Below are 20,050 nucleotides of genomic sequence, written 5' to 3'. Positions count from 1 at the left end.
CCCATGAATCAGACGGTGAAGCGCCTGCTCATCACGCTTTCGGTGTTTGTTGTCCTGATGGGGCTGCTCGCTGGCGCACTCGCCGTGATTGATCCGTGGGTTCGCGATCGTGTTGAAGACACCATCGCCGGTGAGGTAGCCAAGCGCATTGAGATTGATGACCCGAAGTCGGTCACGGCCGAGGTTGGGGGATTCTCCGCGATTGCGCAGGTTGTGACCGGTGCGATGGATGACGTGACTGTGACCGCGCCCGGTGCCGGCTTTGGATCGGCTCGGGGCGATGTGACGCTCAAGATCAAGGATTTGCCGGTGAGCCCTGATGCGAACTTCACATCTGGCACCGTCAACGTCGTGATGACAAGCGAAGACCTTGCAAACGCCATCCTCGGTGAGGAAGGAGCCGGCGGCGCCGCGCTGCTCGACGAATCGCTCAGTGGGGTTACGCTCGATGGCGGCCTCCTGCATACAAGCAAGGTCATCGACCTTTATTTTACGACCGTTACGCTCGACGTCTGGCTGACGGTGACAGCTGAGAACAACACGTTTGTGGTGACCCCGTCACGGGTCGCAATCAACGGTGCCGAGACCAGCGTCGAGCAGATCACGGCAGAGTACGGCGATTTTGCGGGAGCAGCGTTGGCTCCACGAACGTTCTGCGCGGCGCAGTTTTTCCCGAAGGGGATGACGCTGACCGACCTCACAGCCGGTGAGGGCTCATACACGTTTGACTTCGACCTCAATCCGGCCTTCATCGCGGATGCAGACCAGCGCGAGCGAGGAACCTGCGCCTAACGAGTTATGGTTTGGTGCCGATTGGCTTTTGCGCTGGATGCCCCGGGTAGGCGCTGCCAGCCCGGTATAGCATCGCGCCGACGCAGAGCACCGCGAGGACGGCGAGTGATACGAGTACGTAGACAGTAATGCCGAGGCCGCCACCGTCACCGCCCGTTGCTGAGGTCGACAGGATCAATACAACAAAGAGGTAGGGAGCGCTCGCGACCCCGCCGACAACGGAAGCTGCGATCAGGATTGCGCCGATGATCTTGCGGATAACGGTTGGCTTTCGTTCTGGCCAGTCCCGTAGGAGGGCCTTCTGCTTAAGCGCCTTTGCCTGCCAGAAACATCCAACGGCCGCGGCGGCGCTCAGCAAGATCATGACAATGAACGTAATGGTGCCGATCGTTCCTGCTTCGCCAAAGGTAAACGCCATGACAACGACGATCGTGGCAAAGACGAAATACCAAGCAGCCGCCCCAAACGCCACGCTCGCAGGGGTGGAGGCCGATGGAGCGTTGTGTTTCGGAAGCGTACTCACAGTTCCTAAGCTACCAGCCAGCGGTCAGGAAACTGCCGAACCAGACCTTCGGCACAGCAGCACGTCACACATTCGGTTTGGGGATACGCCGTCAAGTAGGATGTTGGGGTGTCTGAACGTGATATCAACCGTTTGAGTTCGAAGCTGTATTCCCGCAATGTGTCGCGTGACACATCGGGGGTCGCTACCGTTGCCGGAGTGCCTGTCACTCAGCTGGCAGAGGCCTACGGCACTCCGCTGTTTGTGGTCGACGAGCGGCACGTTCGCGAGACCGCAACAGAGATTCGCGAGGCGTTCGATAGTGCGTTTGAGCGCATTGGCACAACCGCGAAGGTGTACTACGCCGGCAAGGCGTTTCTGTGCACCGAGGTTGCTCGCTGGGCGGTTGATGCCGGGCTCGGCGTTGACGTCTGCAGCGGGGGAGAACTCGCTGTGGCACTTGCCGCAGATGTTCCGCCAGCCAAGATCGGCCTGCACGGCAATAACAAGTCGCTTGCTGAGATTCACCAGGCGGTTGAGGCCGGAATCGGCAGCATCGTTATCGACAGCCTGATCGAGATCGATCGGGTTGCCGCGGCTGCCGAGCAGCAGGGGGCCATCCAGTCCGTTCGTCTTCGAGTGAACAGCGGGGTGCACGCCCACACACACAGCTTCCTTGCGACGTCGCACGAGGACCAAAAATTTGGGCTTCCGCTCGAAGCCGCAGCAGAGGCGGTTGCTCGTATTCGCTCGCACTCCTCACTGAACTTCCTTGGGCTGCACTGCCACATTGGTTCCCAGATCTTTGCGCCCGAGGGATTTGCCGAGTCGGCGGCGCGTTTGCTTGGCATCCACAGAGACCTTCTTGCCGACGGACCTGTGCCGGAGCTCAATCTCGGCGGTGGCTTCGGAATCGCCTATGTTGAGAGCGATGAGCCTCCTGTTGTTGCAGACCTCGCCAACCAGATCGCGGATATCGTGCGTGACACCGCTGCCGAGCTCGGCATCCCGCTACCGACCGTGGCGTTTGAGCCTGGGAGGGCGGTTATCGGCGGTTCAACCCTCACTCTCTATACCGTCGGTACCATCAAACCCGTTGCTCTGAGTGAGGGCGGCGTACGAACCTATGTGAGCGTAGACGGCGGTATGAGCGATAATGCCCGTCCCGCGCTCTACGAAGCCGACTACTCGGTTGGGCTGGCAAGCCGGACGTCAGACGCCGAGCCGATGCTCATTCGGCTCGCGGGTAAGCACTGCGAAAGCGGTGACATCGTGGTCTACAACGACTACCTTCCCTCCGATATCGCTGCCGACGACCTCGTTGTTGTGCCAGCAACCGGCGCCTACTGCTGGTCGCTGTCGAGCAATTACAACTACCTCGGTCGTCCGCCGGTTGTTGCGGTGAAGGACGGCAAATCACGTCTGATCGTTCGCGGTGAGGGTCTTGCCGAATTGCTTTCGCGAGACTGCGGAATCGACCAGCCAGCTCAGCCTGCCCGCCCCGCATCCGTGACCAGCAGCCTGACAGAGGGCGCTACCCTGTAACGCCCAGCTTGTGCCTTTTGGATGCCGCGATCCCGCGCGCAACCACCACCGTGCTTACCCCCAAACCTGTGTCATCAAGGAGAATCATGATTGAGTACCGAAACCTACGGGTGGCGCTGTTGGGCGCCGGATCCGTAGGATCGCAGACCGCCCGCCTGCTGCTTGAGCACGCCGACGAGCTCGCCTCGCGTGTTGGTGCCAAGCTGGAACTCGCTGGTATCGCCGTGCGCAATACCTCGGCAAAGCGGGATGTTGAGCTTCCTGCCGAGCTGTACACGACCGACGCGGAGGCGCTCATTACGAGCTCCGATATTGTGATCGAACTCATGGGCGGCATCGAGCCGGCCAAGAGCTACATCATCCAGGCCCTCACCTCCGGCGCTGACGTCATTACCGCCAATAAGGCGCTGCTGGCTGAGCACGGCGACGAGCTGTTCGAGATCGCCGACCAGGTTGGTGCCCAGCTCTACTACGAGGCATCCGTTGCTGCCGCTATTCCGATTTTGCGCCCGTTGCGCGAGAGCCTTGCTGGTGACCGGATCAACCGCGTCATGGGCATCGTCAACGGAAGCACCAACTACATCCTTGACCGCATGGATCGCTTCGGCGACAGTGCGGAAGACGCGGCGGCGGTTGCGCTCGAACTCGGCTTCCTCGAGGCCGACCCCACGCTGGATGTTGAAGGCTACGACGCCGCCCAAAAGGTCACCATCCTCGCGAGCCTCGCGTTCCACACGTCCGTCCCTGTCGCCTCCGTGCACAGGGAAGGCATCGCCAGCGTGACGCTTGAGCAGGTTCGTGCCGCTCGTGAGGCCGGCTACGTCATCAAGCTCCTTGCAATTGCGGAACGTCTCGCCGACCCAGACACGGGAGTCGAGTCTATTTCGGCGCGTGTCTACCCGGCCCTCATCAGCCGCCAGCACCCGCTAGCCACCGTGCACGAGGGAAAAAACGCCGTCTTTGTTGAGGCAGAAGCCGCTGGCAGCCTCATGTTTTACGGCGCGGGCGCCGGGGGAGTAGAGACAGCCTCCGCAGTGCTTGGTGACCTCGTATCTGCCGCGCGACGCCACGTGGCAGGCGGCCCAGGAGTCGCCCAAAAAGCGCACGCAAGCCTTCCAATCGTGCCGGTTGGCTCAATTGAAACTCGCTACCAATTCACCCTTGAGGTTGCTGACGAGCCGGGCGTGTTGGCAACTGTTGCAACGGTTCTTGCATCGCATCGTGTGTCAGTTGAGACGGTTATTCAGACCGCATCAACAGACACGGAGGCCTCAGGCACCGCTACGCTGGTAATTGGAACCCACACCGCGCGCGAGGCATCCCTGTCCGCGACCGTCACCGAGCTCGCCAACCTCGGCGTTGTGACGGCAGTGAAAAGTGTTTTACGAATTGAAGGAATCTAATGGCTAACTTGTGGCGCGGTCTTATCCGCGAATATGCAGACCGACTCGACGTCAGCGACGCGACGCCCGTCATCACGCTCGGTGAGGGTGGCACTCCGCTCATCCCAGCCCCGGCGCTGTCTGCACGCACCGGTGCCAACGTCTTCGTGAAATACGAGGGCATGAACCCAACGGGTTCGTTTAAAGACCGCGGCATGACCATGGCTATCTCGAAGGCCGTTGAGCACGGGGCAAAGGCCGTTATCTGCGCGTCGACCGGCAACACCTCTGCGTCAGCTGCCGCATACGCAACGCACGCAGGCATCACGGCCGCCGTGCTCGTGCCAGAGGGCAAGATCGCTATGGGCAAGCTCAGCCAGGCAATCGCGCACAACGCCACCCTTCTGCAGGTGCAGGGAAACTTCGACGACTGCCTCGACATTGCTCGTGAGCTTTCGGCTAACTACCCGGTACACCTCGTTAACTCGGTCAACCCTGACCGCATCGAGGGCCAGAAGACCGGAGCATTCGAGATCGTCGAGCAGCTGGGTAAGGCGCCAGACTTCCACTTCATTCCAGTTGGCAACGCCGGCAACTACACGGCGTACCACCGCGGCTACCGCGAGTACGCGGATGCGGGCATCTCGAACCAGGTTCCCCGCATGTTTGGGTTCCAGGCCGAGGGCAGCGCGCCTATCGTGCTTGGCCACCCGGTGAAAAACCCCGAAACGATTGCGAGTGCAATTCGCATCGGTAACCCTGCTTCGTGGGAGCTCGCTCTTTCTGCGCGCGACGACAGCAACGGCTACTTCGGCGCGATCAGCGACGCCAAGATTCTTGAGGCGCACCGCATCCTCTCGGCAGAGGTTGGCGTCTTTGTTGAGCCTGCCTCGGCCATCGGCGTAGCCGGACTGCTTGAGCGTTCAGCCGCTGGCGAGATCCCTGCAGGCTCGACGGTTACCATCACGGTCACCGGTCACGGCCTCAAAGACCCGCAGTGGGCGCTTCGCGGCACCGACGGCGTCGACGTACAGCCGACGGTTGTGCCTGTTGATGTCACCGAGGTGGCAAGCGTTCTTGGCCTCGCGAAGGGCGACGCGTGAGCCTGACCGGTCGCTCGGTTCGCGTTCGCGTCCCGGCAACCACCGCAAACCTTGGCCCAGGATTCGACACGCTTGGGCTTGCCCTCGCGCTGTATGACGAACTTGAGGTGAGTGTCAGGGATGCACCCGGCGCCACTGTTGAGGTGCACGGAGTCGGAGAGGGAGAGGTGCCAACCGACGAGAGCAACCTTGTTGTTCGCGCCATGGCCTACACCTTTGAGCGTGTTGGCCAGCCGGTCCCCGGCGTTAACCTTGTTGCCCATAATGCGATCCCGCACGGACGTGGACTTGGCTCGTCAGGAACCGCGATTGTGTCAGGCATCATGGCCGCACGCGGTTTGCTTGAGGGCATCGCCACGATTGACCACAGCATGCTGTTGGCGATTGCGACTGAGCTTGAGGGCCACCCAGACAATGTGGCCCCCGCGCTGTTCGGAGGGCTCACAATCGCGTGGACCTCAGCAGACGGCCCAAAACACAAAAAGCTCAACGTGCATCGTGGGGTTTCTCCGCTTGTGCTCGTTCCCGAGTTCACGCTGTCAACTGAGGTTGCTCGCAGCCTACAGCCGCAGACGGTTCCCCACGAGGATGCCGTTTTCAACGTGTCACGATCCGCCCTGCTGGTCGCCGCGCTGACTCAGAGCCCAGAGCTTCTGTTTGAGTCGACGGAAGACAGACTGCACCAGAGCTACCGCGGAGAGGCCATGCCTGAGACGCGCGACCTGATTGCCGCGCTTCGCGAAGCGGGCTTCCCCGCTGTGGTTTCTGGCGCTGGCCCGTCCATCCTCGTGCTCTGCAACGATCCGGCGCAGCGTGCGCAGGCCACGGAGCTTGCCGAATCTGTGAGTACCTCATCATGGCGTTCGCTTCCATTGGCTGTTGATTTCAAAGGTGCTACAGTAGTTTCTGTACCCGAAAGAAATTGAGCGCTTAGGCGTTTGTCAATTTCTGGCTACGCTTTATCCTCAATCGGCTCGCTACGATGCCGTATTGATCACCTAGATCCCTCATAACAGTGCCTGAGTCCAGACCACCGCATGAGGTTTGGCGGCTCCCGTTGTTTTAGCGCCCGCCCGAGACTCACATCCTCGGCGTCTGGCCCACGGTTTGTCTGCCACTAATCCCCGAAAGGAACACATCGTGGAGAACACCTCCAACGGTCCCGCATCGAACGATGGAACAGCAACCGCTGCCCCCGCAGAAACATCTTCAGCTGCGGCTGCCCCTGCAGCCGAGACTGCCGAGGCTCCGAAGAAGCGCGCACCGCGTCGCGCATCATCGGTGAAGGCAAAAGCCGCCGACGCCGCTGACGCAGTAGCACCAGCTGCGGAAGCCGCCGCAGCATCCGACGAGCCAGTAGCTCCAAAGAAGGCACCAGCTCGTGCCAGCCGCGCAAAGGCAGCGGCTGCATCAGCCGATGCAGCAACGGCCGCTGAGCCAGCAGCTGAGGCTCCCGCAGAAGCCGCGCCAAAGAAGCGCGTCAGCCGCGCGAAGAAGGCCACCGTCGACACCGCAGAGACTGCCGCCGACGCCCCTGTCGCCGAGGCCGAAGCGGCACCGGTGAAGCGCGCCACCCGCAGCAAGGCTGCTGCTTCTGCCCCTGTTGAAGCTGCAGCAGACAGTGCGACCGAGACGGTCGCCGAAGAAAAGCCAACCCGCGCCAAGCGTGGACGCAAAGTCGCAGAGGCGCCAGCGTCGGAAGCCGCCGCAGACTCCGCAGCTGCTGCCTCCGATGCGGCCGTCAGCGACAACGCCGCACCGGTAGCCGACTCCGAGGCTGCACCTGCCGAAAAGGCCGAGGCAAAAACTTCTGGGCGCAACGCTCGCAACAACCGCAACTCGCGCAATAACGATAAGAACGCTGAGAGTCAGGCCGACGCCGCATCCTCAGAGGCAGAAGCCGAGAGCGGTTCAGACGGTAATAACGAGAAGCCGCAAGAGGCAAACGAGCCTCGCCAGAACGGCCGCAACCGTAACCGTCGCAACAACCAGAACAACGACGGAAACGCTCAGAACTCGCAGAGCGACAAGAACGCCGACAAATCCGACGACTCAAACGACAACTCTGGCAATAACAACCAGCGCAACAACCGCAATAACCGCGACGACAATAACCGCGATGACAACTCGCGTGGCAACGCCCGCAATCGTCAGCGTGACCGCAAGCGTCGCGGAGGAACCAACGACGAGTTCGAGCCAGAACTGACCGAAGACGACGTCTTGCTGCCCATCGCCGGCATCCTTGACGTGCTTGACAACTACGCCTTCGTTCGTACCAGCGGCTACCTGCCTGGCACCAACGACGTCTACGTTTCGCTTGGTCAGGTCAAAAAGTACAACCTTCGCAAGGGTGACGCCGTTGTTGGCGCAATCCGCCAGCCGCGCGACGGCGACCACAACGGCCGCCAGAAGTACAACGCAATCGTCAAGGTTGACTCGATCAACGGCCTCAGCGTCGAAGAGAACGAGAAGCGCGTTGACTTCAACGAGCTCACCCCGCTCTACCCGCAGGAGCGCCTGCGTCTCGAGACCACGTCAGAGAAGCTCACGCAGCGCATCATCGACCTCGTTGCCCCCATCGGCAAGGGCCAGCGCGGCCTTATCGTCGCGCCGCCAAAGGCAGGCAAGACCATCGTCATGCAGCAGATCGCAAACGCAATTGCGACCAACAACCCAGAGGTTCACCTCATGGTTGTGCTTGTTGATGAGCGCCCAGAAGAAGTCACCGACATGCAGCGAACCGTCAAGGGTGAGGTCATCGCTTCTACCTTCGACCGCCCAGCTGAAGACCACACCACGGTTGCCGAGCTCGCCATCGAGCGCGCAAAGCGCCTGGTCGAGATGGGCCACGATGTTGTTGTGCTGCTCGACTCGATCACTCGTCTTGGCCGTGCCTACAACCTCACCGCGCCAGCCTCTGGCCGCGTGCTGTCCGGTGGTGTGGATGCCTCGGCTCTCTACCCGCCAAAGCGTTTCTTTGGTGCAGCCCGCAACATCGAAAACGGCGGATCGCTCACCATCCTCGCAACCGCTCTCGTTGAGACGGGTTCGAAGATGGACGAGGTTATCTTCGAAGAGTTCAAGGGCACCGGGAACATGGAGCTTCGCCTGTCACGTCAGCTGGCAGACAAGCGCATCTTCCCCGCCGTCGACGTCACCGCATCCAGCACCCGCCGTGAAGAGATGCTTATGGGAGCCGACGAGGTCAAGGTGACCTGGAAGCTGCGCCGCGCGCTCAGCGGGCTCGACCAGCAGCAGGCCCTTGAGGTTGTGCTGTCGAAGCTCAAGGAGACGTCATCGAACGTTGAGTTCCTGATGCAGATGCAGAAGTCTGGCTCGATTTCTTCCGCGAAGGACTAAGCATGTTCGAATCAGTTCATACCCTCCTCGAGGAGCACGCTGGGCTCCAGGAGCAGCTTGCCGATCCGGCGCTGCACTCGGACCCGGCGCGCGCCAAAAAGGTGAACCGCCGCTACGCGGAACTCAGCAAGATCAAGTCGGCCTACGACTCGTGGATTCAGCAGCAAGAAGATCTTGAGGCCGCCCGAGAGCTCGCAAAGGAAGACGAGAGCTTCGCAGAAGAAATTCCTGAGCTCGAAGAGGGCCTTGTGGTTGCTCAGGAGAAGCTGCGCCGTCTGCTCATCCCTCGCGACCCAGACGATGGCCGCGACGTCATCATGGAGATCAAGGGTGGCGAGGGCGGGGCCGAGTCTGCACTGTTCGCCGCCGACCTGCTGCGCATGTACATGCACTACGCAGAGTCAAAGGGTTGGAAGACCGAGCTGCTTGAGCGCACCGAGAGCGATCTTGGTGGGTACAAGGATGTTCAGGTCGCCATCAAGAGCAACGCGACCGACCCATCGCAGGGCGTGTGGGCGCACCTCAAATACGAGGGCGGCGTGCACCGCGTACAGCGGGTGCCAGCCACCGAGTCTCAGGGGCGCATCCACACCTCAACGACCGGTGTGCTGGTGTTCCCAGAGGTTGATGAGCCAGGCGAGGTCGAGATCCACCCCAACGACCTCAAGATCGACGTCTACCGTTCGAGCGGCCCTGGTGGCCAGTCGGTGAACACGACCGACTCCGCCGTCCGCCTCACCCACCTTCCAACGGGAATCGTGGTTGCAATGCAGAACGAGAAGAGCCAGCTGCAGAACCGCGAAGCTGGTATGCGCGTGCTCCGTGCCCGCATCCTTGCGCGCCAGCAGGAGGAAATCGCTGCAGAGGCGAGCGCGCACCGCAAGACGCAGATCCGCACGATGGACCGTTCTGAGCGCATCCGTACGTATAACTTCCCGGAGAACCGCATCGCGGATCACCGCACGGGGTACAAGGCGTACAATCTTGACGCCGTGATGAACGGCGCAATCGGCCCTGTGATCGAGTCGTGCATCCAGTTCGACGAAGAGGCCCGCTTGGCCGACCTCGGAGACAACAGCTAGGTTCCGCAGCAACACAGCAAAACAGCGAGACGGCCCGGTTCTGGTGATCATTCACCGGAACCGGGCCGTTGTCTGTTCGGTATCCTGACACTGGGGACAGGGAAGAGAGCATGATGGACGCATACGGTGAAGCGCAGGTGATGGTGACGCCAGCGCAGGCCCGAAGCCTTACCCGCTACTACTGGTGGGCGTTGGTGATTCCGCTGCTGCCAGAGTTATTCTTCGGGCCGCGGCTCCGTCGTCGCAACCACGTGCTTGACCAGCACCTGCGGCTCATCCGAAAATTTGGGTTGGTCAGGGTTGGTCTTCTGATTGTTGCGGCAGGATTCGTGCTGATTCCATTCGGGTTTATCGTATCCATCCTGACCATCGTGATCCTTGGCGGCATGAGCATCTACGGCATCGTAGACACGAGCAGAGCCGTTGATGCTGTGCAACAGGGCAGTGCGTATCCCTACGGTGTGAGCGCCGAATGGATCTTCTTCTGGGTGTCCTAACCCAAGCATCGCTACCGGTCTAACGCCTCCCCGCCGGAAAACGGTTCAGCGGGCTGCAACCTAAATGTAGATCGCTGGATCGATGTAGTCCTTGTCGGGGATGCCGTTGCCAGCGCGCGATGTTGCTTCGCTTGTTGACGTGGCGGTGACATCCTTTCGGGGCCGCGCGACCGCCGGGATACCAACAAGAATTGAGCCGCTTGGTGCGTCTTTGACGACGACGGCGTTTGCCCCAACGACGCTGTCTGAGCCAACAGTGATATTGCCGAGCAATTTTGCCCCTGCGCCAATCATGACTCGGTCGCCAACGGTTGGGTGTCGTTTGGTGTGTTTGCTTGTGGTGCCGCCGAGGGTGACGCCGTGGTACATCATGACGTCGTCACCAACGATGGCGGTTTCGCCGATGACAACACCCATGCCGTGATCGATGAACACACGGCGACCGAGGGTAGCTCCAGGGTGAATCTCAATGCCGGTCGCAAAACGGGTGAGCTGGGAGAGCACGCGGGCGATGAACTTAAAGCCCCGCTTCCAGAGTGCGTGGCTGAGGCGGTGCCAGGCCACGGCGTGCACTCCCGAGTACACGAAAAACACCTCGGCCGCGCTCCGCGACGCTGGGTCGTGGGAGCGGGCGGCCGAGATGTCTTCGCGCAGTCGTGAAAATAGCATGCTGAGGGGGAGCCTACCTGATTCTTCGCCTAGTCGAGCAGGTCTTCGTAGAGCACGGTCGAAATGTAGCGCTCACCAAAGTCTGGCACGATGACAACAATGGTTTTGCCAGCGTTTTCGGGGCGCTTGGCAACCTCGATTGCGGCGTGTACGGCGGAGCCTGACGAGATGCCTGCGAGGATGCCCTCGTCGGTTGCCAGCGCACGGGCGACGCGAAGCGAGTCCTCAAGCGTGACGTCGAATACCTCGTCGTACACGGTTGTGTCGAGAACCTCTGGCACAAAGTTTGCGCCAATGCCCTGGAGTTTGTGCGGGCCGGCTTTGCCCTCGCTGAGCAGAGGCGAGTCGATGGGCTCGACCGCGATGACCTGTAGGCCAGGCTTGCGGGCCTTGAGTACCTGGCCGACACCGGTGATGGTGCCCCCTGTGCCGATGCCGGCAACAACAATGTCAACCTCACCGTCGGTGTCGCGCCAGATTTCTTCTGCCGTTGTGACGCGGTGGATTTCGGCGTTGGCGGGGTTCGAGAACTGCTTCGCCCAGATTGCTCCCGGCGTATTTTCTACGATCTCCTTTGCCTTTTCAACCGCGCCGCGCATGCCTTCAGGGCCTGGGGTGAGCACGATCTCCGCGCCATACGCGCGAAGGAGCACGCGACGCTCTTTACTCATGGTCTCTGGCATGGTCAGGATCACCTTGTAGCCCCGAGCTGCGCCGACGAGCGCGAGCGCGATGCCAGTGTTGCCGCTGGTGCCCTCAACGATGGTTCCGCCCGGCTTGAGCTCGCCAGACTGTTCGGCGGCATCAACAATGGCGATGCCGAGTCGATCCTTCACGCTTGCGCCTGGGTTGTAGAACTCAAGCTTGGCAAGTACGCGGGCGCCTGCGTCGCCGACCACGCGATTGAGCTGGACTAGGGGAGTGTTGGCAAAAGCCTCGGTTATGTTTGCGTGGATGCGTTGAGACACGGTTCTCCTTAGGGTGAGGCGGTATGGGGAGACCAAACGTTGAGACACCCCAGTGGACCCGCTGCGATTATGCTATTACCTGCGTTTGCGACGCAGACAAGTGTTACGCCCTTTCTGTAACACGGCATATGCCCGTTTGATTCCGCAGTTGGCCGGATGGGCGCACCGTAGACTGGACATTCACCACGTTGGCCAGCAGAAAGCTTGCGATCATCTCTTCTCCTCTTGACCCCAAAACCGCGGCATCAACCTCAAGCACTGACGGCAGCCGGCACAACGAAGGAGCCGCCACGGGTATGCGCGCCCTCGTAGAAGCGGTCGTTGCCCGGCTGACGGACGCCGGCATCCCAGACCCTCAGGTTGATGCTGAGCTCCTTCTTGGGCATGTGCTCAACGAGAGCCGCGGTCGAGTGCAGGCCCTATCGATTATGGATGTCGCCGTCGACGACGATGCGCGTACGGCCCTTGCCCCCTTGGTGGCTCGGCGAGCCACCCGCGAACCGCTGCAGCACATCACGGGAACCGCCGCGTTTCGATCGCTCACCCTCAACGTTGGGCCGGGTGTGTTTGTGCCACGGCCTGAGACCGAATCGGTTGTGCAGTTTGCCATTGATGCGCTGAGGGCGTTACCTGCAGCAGAGCCGGTCGCGGTCGACCTTGGCACCGGAAGCGGCGCTATTGCGCTTGCGATGGCAGTCGAGGTCCCAACGGCAAGGGTCTACGCCGTTGAGATGAGCGACGACGCGTTTCCCTGGACCCGGCGCAATTTTGACGAGGTCGCTGCGCCAAACGCTGAGCTGATCCACGGTGATCTTGAGCATGCGGTCGATCACCTAGCTGGCACGGTGAACGTGCTCATTTCAAATCCTCCCTATATTCCCGCAGCTGCCATCCCTCGCGATCCGGAGGTCCGTCTGTTCGACCCTGAGGTCGCTCTCTATGGGGGAGAGGACGGCCTCGATGTGGTCCGCACGGTGAGCCAGGTTGGTCTTCGACTTGTTGTGCAAGGGGGAGTCCTCGTCTTGGAGCACGGAGAATTACAGGGTGACGCGATTCGGACGCTGCTCGCGCAGGATGGCTGGCGGTCCCCAGAGACACATAAAGACCTCACCTATCGCGACCGCACAACAACCGCCATTCGCTGAGCGCAGCCGGCCGACAAATCCATTCGCCGCAGATTGCGATAATTTGCCAAGAACATCGCGTTTGGGGGCGAATGGATGCTTCCGTTCGTTGCGTACCCAGCGCGGATGAGCGAACTGCCAGCGTTACTAACTATCATGGGAGAGTTATGGCTACGGTATTTGACTGCTCGGTGAGCGCGGAACTTCTTGCGGGGATGCGGCACGCGCGTGGCGCTATCGCCAAGGGCGAACTTGTTGTCTTTCCAACTGACACTGTCTACGGGGTAGCTGCCGATGCCTTCTCCCCGGCAGCCGTGCAGCGTCTGCTTGATGCAAAAGGGAGGACCCGCCAGTCGCCGCCGCCAGTGTTGATTGCCAATACCGCGATGTTGAACGCGCTGGCCGAATCTGTGCCGCAGAAAGTGACCGAACTTGTTGAGGCTTTCTGGCCGGGAGCCCTCACCATTGTCCTCAACGCGCAGCCCTCGCTGCACTGGGACCTCGGCGACACCAACGGAACGGTTGCTGTTCGCATGCCAAATAGCTCAATCGCGCTCGAGCTCCTTGCCGAGACAGGGCCACTTGCCGTGTCGTCCGCAAACCTCACCGCTCAGCCTGCCGCAATGTCTGCGGCAGAAGCCGAGAGCATGCTTGGCGATTCGATTGCTGTCTACCTTGAGGCCGGAGCTGCCGAACCCTCTGGCACGGCATCCACCATCGTGGATGCTCGCGGCCTGACCGACGATGGTGGGTCGCTTGTTGTGCTTCGTGCCGGCGATATCTCGGCTGAGCAGCTTGCAGCAGCCCTCGAAGGTGTTTCGGTCAGCTAGTGCGCCTCTATCTCCTTATCTTCGCGATTGCGGCACTCGTCTCCGGCGGGGCCTCGTATATTGTGTACAAACTCAGCACGAAGTATCGGCTTGCGCCCGCGGTCCGTGAGCGCGATGTGCATTCGACGCCAACGCCGAGACTCGGCGGAATTGCAATGTTTTGCGGCATGCTTGTCGCATTTGCCGTTGCCTCACAGATTCCGCTTCCGATTTTCAGCATCATTTTCGCCGATCCCGGCCCCATCTGGGCAATCCTCGGCGCCGCGCTCCTTATCGTTGTTGTTGGCATCGCCGACGACATTTGGGACCTTGACTGGATGATCAAGCTTGGTGCACAGATGCTTGCCGCCGGTCTGCTTGCCTGGCAGAGCATCCAGATCGTGTCACTCCCCATCGGCAACAGCATCGCAATTGCCTCGCCCCTCGCTAACTTTGTGCTCACGGTGTTCCTTGTTGTGCTCGTCATGAACGCCATCAACTTCATCGACGGCCTCGACGGGCTCGTGGCTGGAGTTGCGATTATCGCCAACGGCGTGTTTTTCATCTATAGTTTCTTGCTCGTTCAGCAGACAAGCCCAAACAACCACTTCAACCTTGCGAGCCTCATCGCGGTCATTCTTGTTGGGGTATGCGTTGGATTCTTGCCGTTCAACTGGCACAAGGCCCGCATGTTCATGGGAGACTCTGGTGCGTTGCTTGTTGGCCTTATGATGGCGGTCTCGACAATTTCCGTCACGGGTCAGCTCAATCCTGGTTCGCTGGATACGAAGGTACTGCTCGCGGCATACATCCCCATCATTCTTCCGTTTGCTGTCATGACGGTGCCGTTGCTTGACTTCTCGCTCGCGGTTATTCGGCGTGTGCAAGCGGGGAAGAGCCCGTTCACGGCTGACCGAAAGCACCTGCATCACCGCCTGCTTGATATGGGACACAGCCACCTCCAAGCCGTGCTGATCTTCTATGCATGGACGGCCGTTATCTCCATCGGTTTCTTGTTTATCTTTATCTCGCAGTCGTTCCTGTTTCCGCTCATCTTTATGGGCGTTGGATTCCTCGGCTGCCTCGCAATGACGCTTGCCCCCCTTGGTCGCCGAAAGCGCACCGAGATCGAGGTGCAGCTCGCGGATGTTGACTCGGCAGCCGCCGATGTCCTCGCCCCATACGACCCGCTTGATGAAGCCTCAGAAAAGCGCATTAAACTCGACGACTAGTTTCCCCGCCAGATCAGCCCTTCCGGGCAGCCAACAGAAAGCCGACGAAGAGACTACCCATGACTGACACCACTCCAGCCCAACCAGCCCCCGACGACCAGCCGGTGGATGTGGAACAGCTGCCACGCGTTGTCCCGTCATCGCAACCCATCCTTCGCCGTGCCCTGATCCTTGGCAGCTATGTTGGCCTAGGCGTCATCGCGGTCATGAGCGTGATCGGGTGGCTGTGGGATGGTTCGACTGGCCTGCTCAGCGCGGCGCTCGGCTCTGTCAGCGCGCTCGTACTGCTTGCTATCACGGTTGTGAGCATTTTGGTCTCGAACCGGTTTGTTAAGAGTGACCTGTACGTCGTGTGGTTCTTCGCGCTCGTGCTTGGCTCATGGCTCGTTAAATTTGCCCTCTTCATCGTGCTCACGATCGTTGTCAGGGACCAAGACTGGCTCAACGGCCAGATCTTCTTCCTCAGCGTTCTCGCCGGAGTGCTTGCTTCGCTGGTGACCGACGTCATCGTCGTCACCAAAAACCGGGTGCCCTATGTCGGCGACCTGGGGCAGGGGCGACGGGTCTAATACCCACCTACTTGCACCAACCGCGAGTCGCTCAGAGGAGCATCTTGGGCTTGTGCTAATTTTCTGGTCCGAGAAAGCAACTTTTTGCCCGCAGAATTGCGTGTTCCCGGCAAAACCTTGATAGAGTAGAGCAGTTCCCACCGCACGGATCACTTGTTTTTGTGTCCGATTTGGGATGTCCGCCGTTCGTCGTCGCAGGAGCTTGTTCTCGTGCCCCGATTCAGGAGATAGCGCTGTTAGCTAACGTTCTGAACTTGTCAGTTCCGTTTGTGACCGCCAGTGATGGCGAGTTTCACGCACCAACCATTGACGAGTTCTTCCCACCGGTAATCTTCTTCGAGGGCACTAACTTTGAGATCAACCGAATCATTCTGATTCGTTTTCTCATGGTTGCCGTCCTCATCCTCCTCTTCTGGCTTGGCACGCGAAAGCTCCGGATTGTTCCGGGCCGCGGTCAGAGCATCATCGAGATGGGCCTCGACTTCGTTCGCGAGGGACTCGCCGAAAACCTTCTTGGCAAGGTTGACGGTCGTCGCTTCCTCCCGATCCTCACCTCGATCTTCTTCCTTGTTCTTGCGTTCAACATCACGGGTATTATCCCCGGTCTGAACATCGGTGCATCGTCGACCATCGGCTTCCCGCTCGTGCTGGCTGCTGTTTCGTACGTAACGTTTATTTACGCTGGTATCAAGAAGAGCCCAAAGAACTTCTTCAAGAACTCACTGTTCCCGCCCGGAGTTCCCGTTGGCCTCTATGTCATTGTGACCCCGATCGAGCTTCTCTCGACCTTCATTATCCGTCCGGTTACGCTCACGCTGCGTCTCCTGATGAACATGCTGGTTGGTCACTTGCTGCTCGTACTGCTGTTCTCGGCAACGCAGTTCTTCCTCTTCAACTCCGAGGGCCTGTTCAAGCTCTTCGGCGTTGGTACCCTCGCCTTCGGCTTCGCCTTCACTCTCTTCGAGATTTTGGTTGCAGTGCTGCAGGCCTATGTATTTACGATTCTCACCGCTGTTTACATCCAGCTTGCGCTGGCTGAAGAGCACTAACGAGTTCAGCGTCCGCTGAATTCATCCACGAAAGGTAAAGGAAACAACGTGTCAGTTCTCGCTGAGGTTTCAGGAAACATTGCGACTGTCGGATACGGTCTCGCAGCCATCGGACCCGCCATTGGTGTGGGTATCGTCGTCGGAAAGACCATTGAGGGTGTCGCTCGTCAGCCCGAGCTCGCCGGCCGTCTTCAGGTTCTCATGTGGATCGGTATCGCATTCACCGAGGCACTCGCCTTCATCGCTATCGCGACTCCGTTCATCTTCGGTAACTAAGTTAACCTTCTAACGTCTCGATAGGAGGCAATATGCTCAACGCAGTAATCGTTGCCGCGGCTGAGGGTGAATCGATCAACCCGATCATCCCCGCTTCGTATGACATCATCTGGTCTGCGGTGTGCTTTGCGATCATCCTGATCTTCTTCTGGAAGTCAATTCTTCCGAAGGTTCAGACGATGCTCGACGAGCGTTCTGCCGCTATCGAAGGCAACATCGCGAAGGCCGACGAAGCTCAGGCTCAGGCCGAGGCCGCTCTGCAGGAATACACGGCCCAGCTTGCTGGTGCCCGTCAGGAAGCCGGAGAAATCCGCGAGTCCGCTCGTGCAGACGGATCCAAGATCGTTGCTGAGGCCAAGGAAGCCGCGACGGTTGAGGCCGCTCGCGTTACCGCAACCGCAAAGGCACAGATCGAGGCCGAGCGCCAGAGCGCAGTAGTAACCCTTCGTAAAGAGGTTGGCTCGCTCGCCATCGACCTCGCCTCAGGCGTGGTTGGCGAAAGCCTCAGCGACGACAAGAAGGCCGGCGCACTCGTCGACCGCTTCCTCGCTGACCTCGAAGCATCCGAAAAGGCTGCTAAGTAATGGGTAGTGCATCCAGAGAAGCCCTCGCCGCAGCGCAGTCTGTGCTCAACGCACAGTCCAGTTCGCTCACGGCAGAGGTTGGCGTGCAGCTGCTTGACGCAGCTCGCACGCTGAATTCACACTCGGCCCTGCGTGCGGCAATCGGAAACCCGATTGCCGACGCGGCAGCCAAAAACGCCGTGGTCGACCGAGTCTTTTCTGGCTCGGTTGCCCCGGCGGCGCTTGCGCTGCTCAAGACCGTGGCTGACAGCCGTTGGTCAGAGCCAGCCGATGTTGTCGACGCGCTCGAAGACCTCGGCATCCGCACGCTTGCGATCACGGCACCTGCCGGCCTCGCAATCGACGACGAATTGCTTGCTGTCAACGCAGCGGTATCGTCCAACGCGGAGCTTGAGCTTGCGCTCGGAAGCACCCTCGGTGTCGCCGACGCAAAAGCTGCTCTCGCGCAGCGTCTCCTTGCAGGCAAAGCCTCGTCAGCAACGCAGGCGATCGTCACCCACCTGGTGAGCGTTCCTCGCGGACGCCGCATCGGTGAGCTGCTCACCGAAGCAGCAAAAACGGTTGCTGACCAGTCAGGGCTCACCCTTGCAACGGTTACAAGCGCTCACGACCTTGACGCCGCTCGAGTAGACCGACTCCAGAAGTCGCTCTCTTCCTCGTACGACCGTCCGGTCAAGATCAACGTCATCGTTGATCCCTCACTCATCGGCGGACTGCACATTCAAATCGGTGACGATGTCATCGATGGGAGTGTCTCGGCTCGCCTCAGCGAACTACGACGTCAACTCGCAAGCTAGCTCACCGCTAGTAACCGAGCGAGAATTTTTTTATATCCGTAAACCATTTGGTTTACGAATCGTAACAGAGGAAACCAAATGGCAGAACTATCGATCAGCCCGGATGAAATCCGTGATGCGCTGAAGGACTTTGCGGCATCCTACGAGCCCGATAAGGCCTCGAAGACTGAGATTGGCTACGTTGTTGATGCCGCTGACGGTATCGCACACGTTGAGGGTCTCCCCGGCGTTATGGCGAACGAGCTGGTTCGTTTTGCCGACGGAACCCTCGGTCTTGCTCAAAACCTCGACGAGACCAAAATTGGTGTTGTTGTGCTCGGTGAGTTCACCGGCATTGAAGAGGGACAGGAAGTCACCCGCACAGGTGAGGTCCTCTCCGTTCCCGTTGGCGAGGGATACCTCGGCCGCGTGGTTGACCCTCTCGGAAACCCAATTGATGGCCTTGGCGAAATCGCTTCGACCGGCCGCCGCGCCCTTGAGCTTCAGGCTCCTGGCGTTATGGCCCGTAAGTCGGTTCACGAGCCAATGCAGACCGGCATCAAGGCGATCGACGCCATGATCCCGATCGGTCGTGGACAGCGTCAGCTCATCATTGGTGACCGCCAGACGGGTAAGACCGCCATCGCGATTGACACCATCATCAACCAGAAGGCGAACTGGGAGTCGGGCGACACCAACAAGCAGGTTCGTTGCATCTACGTTGCTATCGGTCAGAAGGGCTCGACCATCGCAGCCGTTCGCGGTGCACTCGAGGACGCCGGCGCCATGGAGTACACGACCATCGTGGCTTCGCCAGCATCCGACCCAGCAGGCTTCAAGTACCTCGCTCCGTACACCGGTTCGGCTATCGGCCAGCACTGGATGTACGACAGCAAGCACGTACTCATCATCTTCGATGACCTGTCGAAGCAGGCTGAGGCCTACCGTGCCGTTTCACTGCTGCTCCGCCGTCCACCGGGCCGCGAGGCTTACCCTGGTGACGTCTTCTACTTGCACTCGCGTCTGCTCGAGCGTTGTGCAAAGCTCTCCGACGAGCTGGGTGCTGGTTCGATGACAGGTCTGCCAATCATCGAGACCAAGGCAAACGACGTTTCTGCCTACATCCCCACCAACGTGATCTCGATCACCGACGGCCAGATCTTCCTCCAGTCCGACCTCTTCAACGCCAACCAGCGCCCTGCTGTTGACGTTGGTATCTCGGTTTCGCGTGTTGGTGGAGACGCTCAGGTCAAGTCGATCAAGAAGGTTTCTGGAACGCTCAAGCTCGAGCTCGCCCAGTACCGTTCGCTTGAGGCCTTCGCGATGTTCGCATCCGACCTCGACGCTGCAAGCCGCCGTCAGCTCGCCAGAGGCGCACGCCTCACCGAGTTGCTCAAGCAGCCGCAGTACTCGCCGTACCCCGTTGAAGACCAGGTTGTTTCGATCTGGGCTGGCACCAACGGCAAGCTCGACGAGGTTCCTGTTGAAGACATCCTGCGCTTTGAGCGCGAGCTGCTCGACTACCTTGGTCGCAACACCGAGGTTCTCAACACGCTCCGCGAGACCAACGTGCTTGACGACGATACCGTCGCAACGCTTGGTTCAAGCATTGACAAGTTCAAGCTTGAGTTCCAGACGAGCGAAGGCAAGTCACTCGTTGGCAACGAAGAGGTCAAGGCTCTCGACGAAGACGACGTCAACCAGGAAAAGATCGTAGTCAAGAAGCGCTAA

The 20,050-nt window shown here is 60.0% G+C and carries 20 protein-coding genes; 17 read left to right on the top strand and 3 right to left on the bottom strand.

All coding sequences use genetic code 11. The features are described 5' to 3' along the window. Positions 1-3 precede the first annotated feature (3 nt). Positions 4-792: an LmeA family phospholipid-binding protein gene (locus FHX76_RS15960; RefSeq protein ID WP_167152446.1), complete on the top strand. Its 789-nt coding sequence runs from the start codon at positions 4-6 to the stop codon at positions 790-792. Positions 793-796: 4 nt separating this feature from the next. Here FHX76_RS15960 and FHX76_RS15955 read toward each other — a convergent pair whose 3' ends face one another. Continuing rightward, positions 797-1,315, bottom strand: coding sequence for a hypothetical protein (locus FHX76_RS15955; protein WP_167152445.1), 519 nt, complete (start codon positions 1,313-1,315; stop codon positions 797-799). A gap of 108 nt (positions 1,316-1,423) precedes the next feature. Here FHX76_RS15955 and lysA point away from each other — a divergent pair, with 108 nt between their 5' ends. The 7 genes from lysA to FHX76_RS15920 all read left to right on the top strand — a co-directional run bounded on the left by lysA (position 1,424) and on the right by FHX76_RS15920 (position 10,263). Beyond that, positions 1,424-2,839 (top strand): diaminopimelate decarboxylase, encoded by a 1,416-nt coding sequence (gene lysA, locus FHX76_RS15950; protein ID WP_167152443.1) that lies wholly within the window; start codon positions 1,424-1,426, stop codon positions 2,837-2,839. Positions 2,840-2,925: 86 nt separating this feature from the next. Next, the gene (locus FHX76_RS15945) at positions 2,926-4,242 is read left to right on the top strand and encodes a homoserine dehydrogenase (protein WP_167152441.1); all 1,317 of its coding nucleotides are present in this window, start codon (positions 2,926-2,928) and stop codon (positions 4,240-4,242) included. Then, positions 4,242-5,324, top strand: a complete 1,083-nt coding sequence (thrC, locus tag FHX76_RS15940) for a threonine synthase (RefSeq protein ID WP_167152440.1) — start codon at positions 4,242-4,244, stop codon at positions 5,322-5,324. Before FHX76_RS15945 ends, thrC begins: the two co-directional genes overlap by 1 nt. Next, positions 5,321-6,250 (top strand): homoserine kinase, encoded by a 930-nt coding sequence (thrB, locus tag FHX76_RS15935; protein ID WP_167152438.1) that lies wholly within the window; start codon positions 5,321-5,323, stop codon positions 6,248-6,250. The genes thrC and thrB overlap by 4 nt, the downstream gene beginning before the upstream one ends. Before the next feature lie 214 nt (positions 6,251-6,464). Further along, a complete protein-coding gene (rho, locus tag FHX76_RS15930; RefSeq protein ID WP_167152436.1) occupies positions 6,465-8,684 on the top strand; it encodes a transcription termination factor Rho in 2,220 nt (739 codons plus the stop codon). 2 nt (positions 8,685-8,686) lie between these two features. Next, complete coding sequence (gene prfA / locus FHX76_RS15925) at positions 8,687-9,766, top strand: peptide chain release factor 1 (RefSeq protein WP_167152434.1); 1,080 nt, start codon at positions 8,687-8,689, stop codon at positions 9,764-9,766. A gap of 110 nt (positions 9,767-9,876) precedes the next feature. After that, entirely contained in the window at positions 9,877-10,263 is a 387-nt protein-coding gene (locus tag FHX76_RS15920; protein WP_167152432.1) for a hypothetical protein, read from the top strand. Between the two features lie 60 nt (positions 10,264-10,323). Here FHX76_RS15920 and epsC read toward each other — a convergent pair whose 3' ends face one another. Continuing rightward, positions 10,324-10,932: a serine O-acetyltransferase EpsC gene (epsC, locus tag FHX76_RS15915; protein WP_167152430.1), complete on the bottom strand. Its 609-nt coding sequence runs from the start codon at positions 10,930-10,932 to the stop codon at positions 10,324-10,326. 29 nt (positions 10,933-10,961) lie between these two features. Next, positions 10,962-11,900, bottom strand: a complete 939-nt coding sequence (gene cysK / locus FHX76_RS15910) for a cysteine synthase A (protein WP_167152428.1) — start codon at positions 11,898-11,900, stop codon at positions 10,962-10,964. A gap of 296 nt (positions 11,901-12,196) precedes the next feature. Here cysK and prmC point away from each other — a divergent pair, with 296 nt between their 5' ends. From prmC to atpA, 9 genes are all read left to right on the top strand, one after another. Further along, the gene (prmC, locus tag FHX76_RS15905; protein WP_167152491.1) at positions 12,197-13,045 is read left to right on the top strand and encodes a peptide chain release factor N(5)-glutamine methyltransferase; all 849 of its coding nucleotides are present in this window, start codon (positions 12,197-12,199) and stop codon (positions 13,043-13,045) included. Between the two features lie 146 nt (positions 13,046-13,191). Next, positions 13,192-13,854: an L-threonylcarbamoyladenylate synthase gene (locus FHX76_RS15900; protein WP_167152425.1), complete on the top strand. Its 663-nt coding sequence runs from the start codon at positions 13,192-13,194 to the stop codon at positions 13,852-13,854. Beyond that, positions 13,854-15,065, top strand: coding sequence for an MraY family glycosyltransferase (locus FHX76_RS15895; RefSeq protein WP_167152423.1), 1,212 nt, complete (start codon positions 13,854-13,856; stop codon positions 15,063-15,065). The genes FHX76_RS15900 and FHX76_RS15895 overlap by 1 nt, the downstream gene beginning before the upstream one ends. A 59-nt stretch (positions 15,066-15,124) precedes the next feature. Continuing rightward, complete coding sequence (locus tag FHX76_RS15890) at positions 15,125-15,634, top strand: Cg1360 family ATP-synthase-associated protein (RefSeq protein ID WP_167152421.1); 510 nt, start codon at positions 15,125-15,127, stop codon at positions 15,632-15,634. Between the two features lie 248 nt (positions 15,635-15,882). Next, a complete protein-coding gene (atpB, locus tag FHX76_RS15885) occupies positions 15,883-16,683 on the top strand; it encodes a F0F1 ATP synthase subunit A (protein ID WP_167152489.1) in 801 nt (266 codons plus the stop codon). A 48-nt stretch (positions 16,684-16,731) separates the two neighbouring features. Next, positions 16,732-16,959, top strand: a complete 228-nt coding sequence (atpE, locus tag FHX76_RS15880; RefSeq protein ID WP_167152419.1) for an ATP synthase F0 subunit C — start codon at positions 16,732-16,734, stop codon at positions 16,957-16,959. Positions 16,960-16,991: 32 nt separating this feature from the next. Then, positions 16,992-17,543: a F0F1 ATP synthase subunit B gene (locus tag FHX76_RS15875; protein WP_167152418.1), complete on the top strand. Its 552-nt coding sequence runs from the start codon at positions 16,992-16,994 to the stop codon at positions 17,541-17,543. Further along, positions 17,543-18,340, top strand: a complete 798-nt coding sequence (locus FHX76_RS15870; protein WP_167152416.1) for a F0F1 ATP synthase subunit delta — start codon at positions 17,543-17,545, stop codon at positions 18,338-18,340. Before FHX76_RS15875 ends, FHX76_RS15870 begins: the two co-directional genes overlap by 1 nt. A 78-nt stretch (positions 18,341-18,418) precedes the next feature. Continuing rightward, positions 18,419-20,050 carry a F0F1 ATP synthase subunit alpha gene (atpA, locus tag FHX76_RS15865; protein WP_167152414.1) on the top strand — a complete coding sequence of 544 codons (1,632 nt, stop codon included), beginning with the start codon at positions 18,419-18,421 and terminating at the stop codon, positions 20,048-20,050.

Origin of the sequence: Lysinibacter cavernae, assembly GCF_011758565.1 — a bacterium.
In the GTDB taxonomy this organism is placed as follows: Bacteria; Actinomycetota; Actinomycetes; order Actinomycetales; family Microbacteriaceae; genus Lysinibacter; species Lysinibacter cavernae.
The sequence above is the reverse complement of the archived record's forward strand: the minus strand, read 5'-3'. Positions and strand labels throughout refer to the sequence as shown.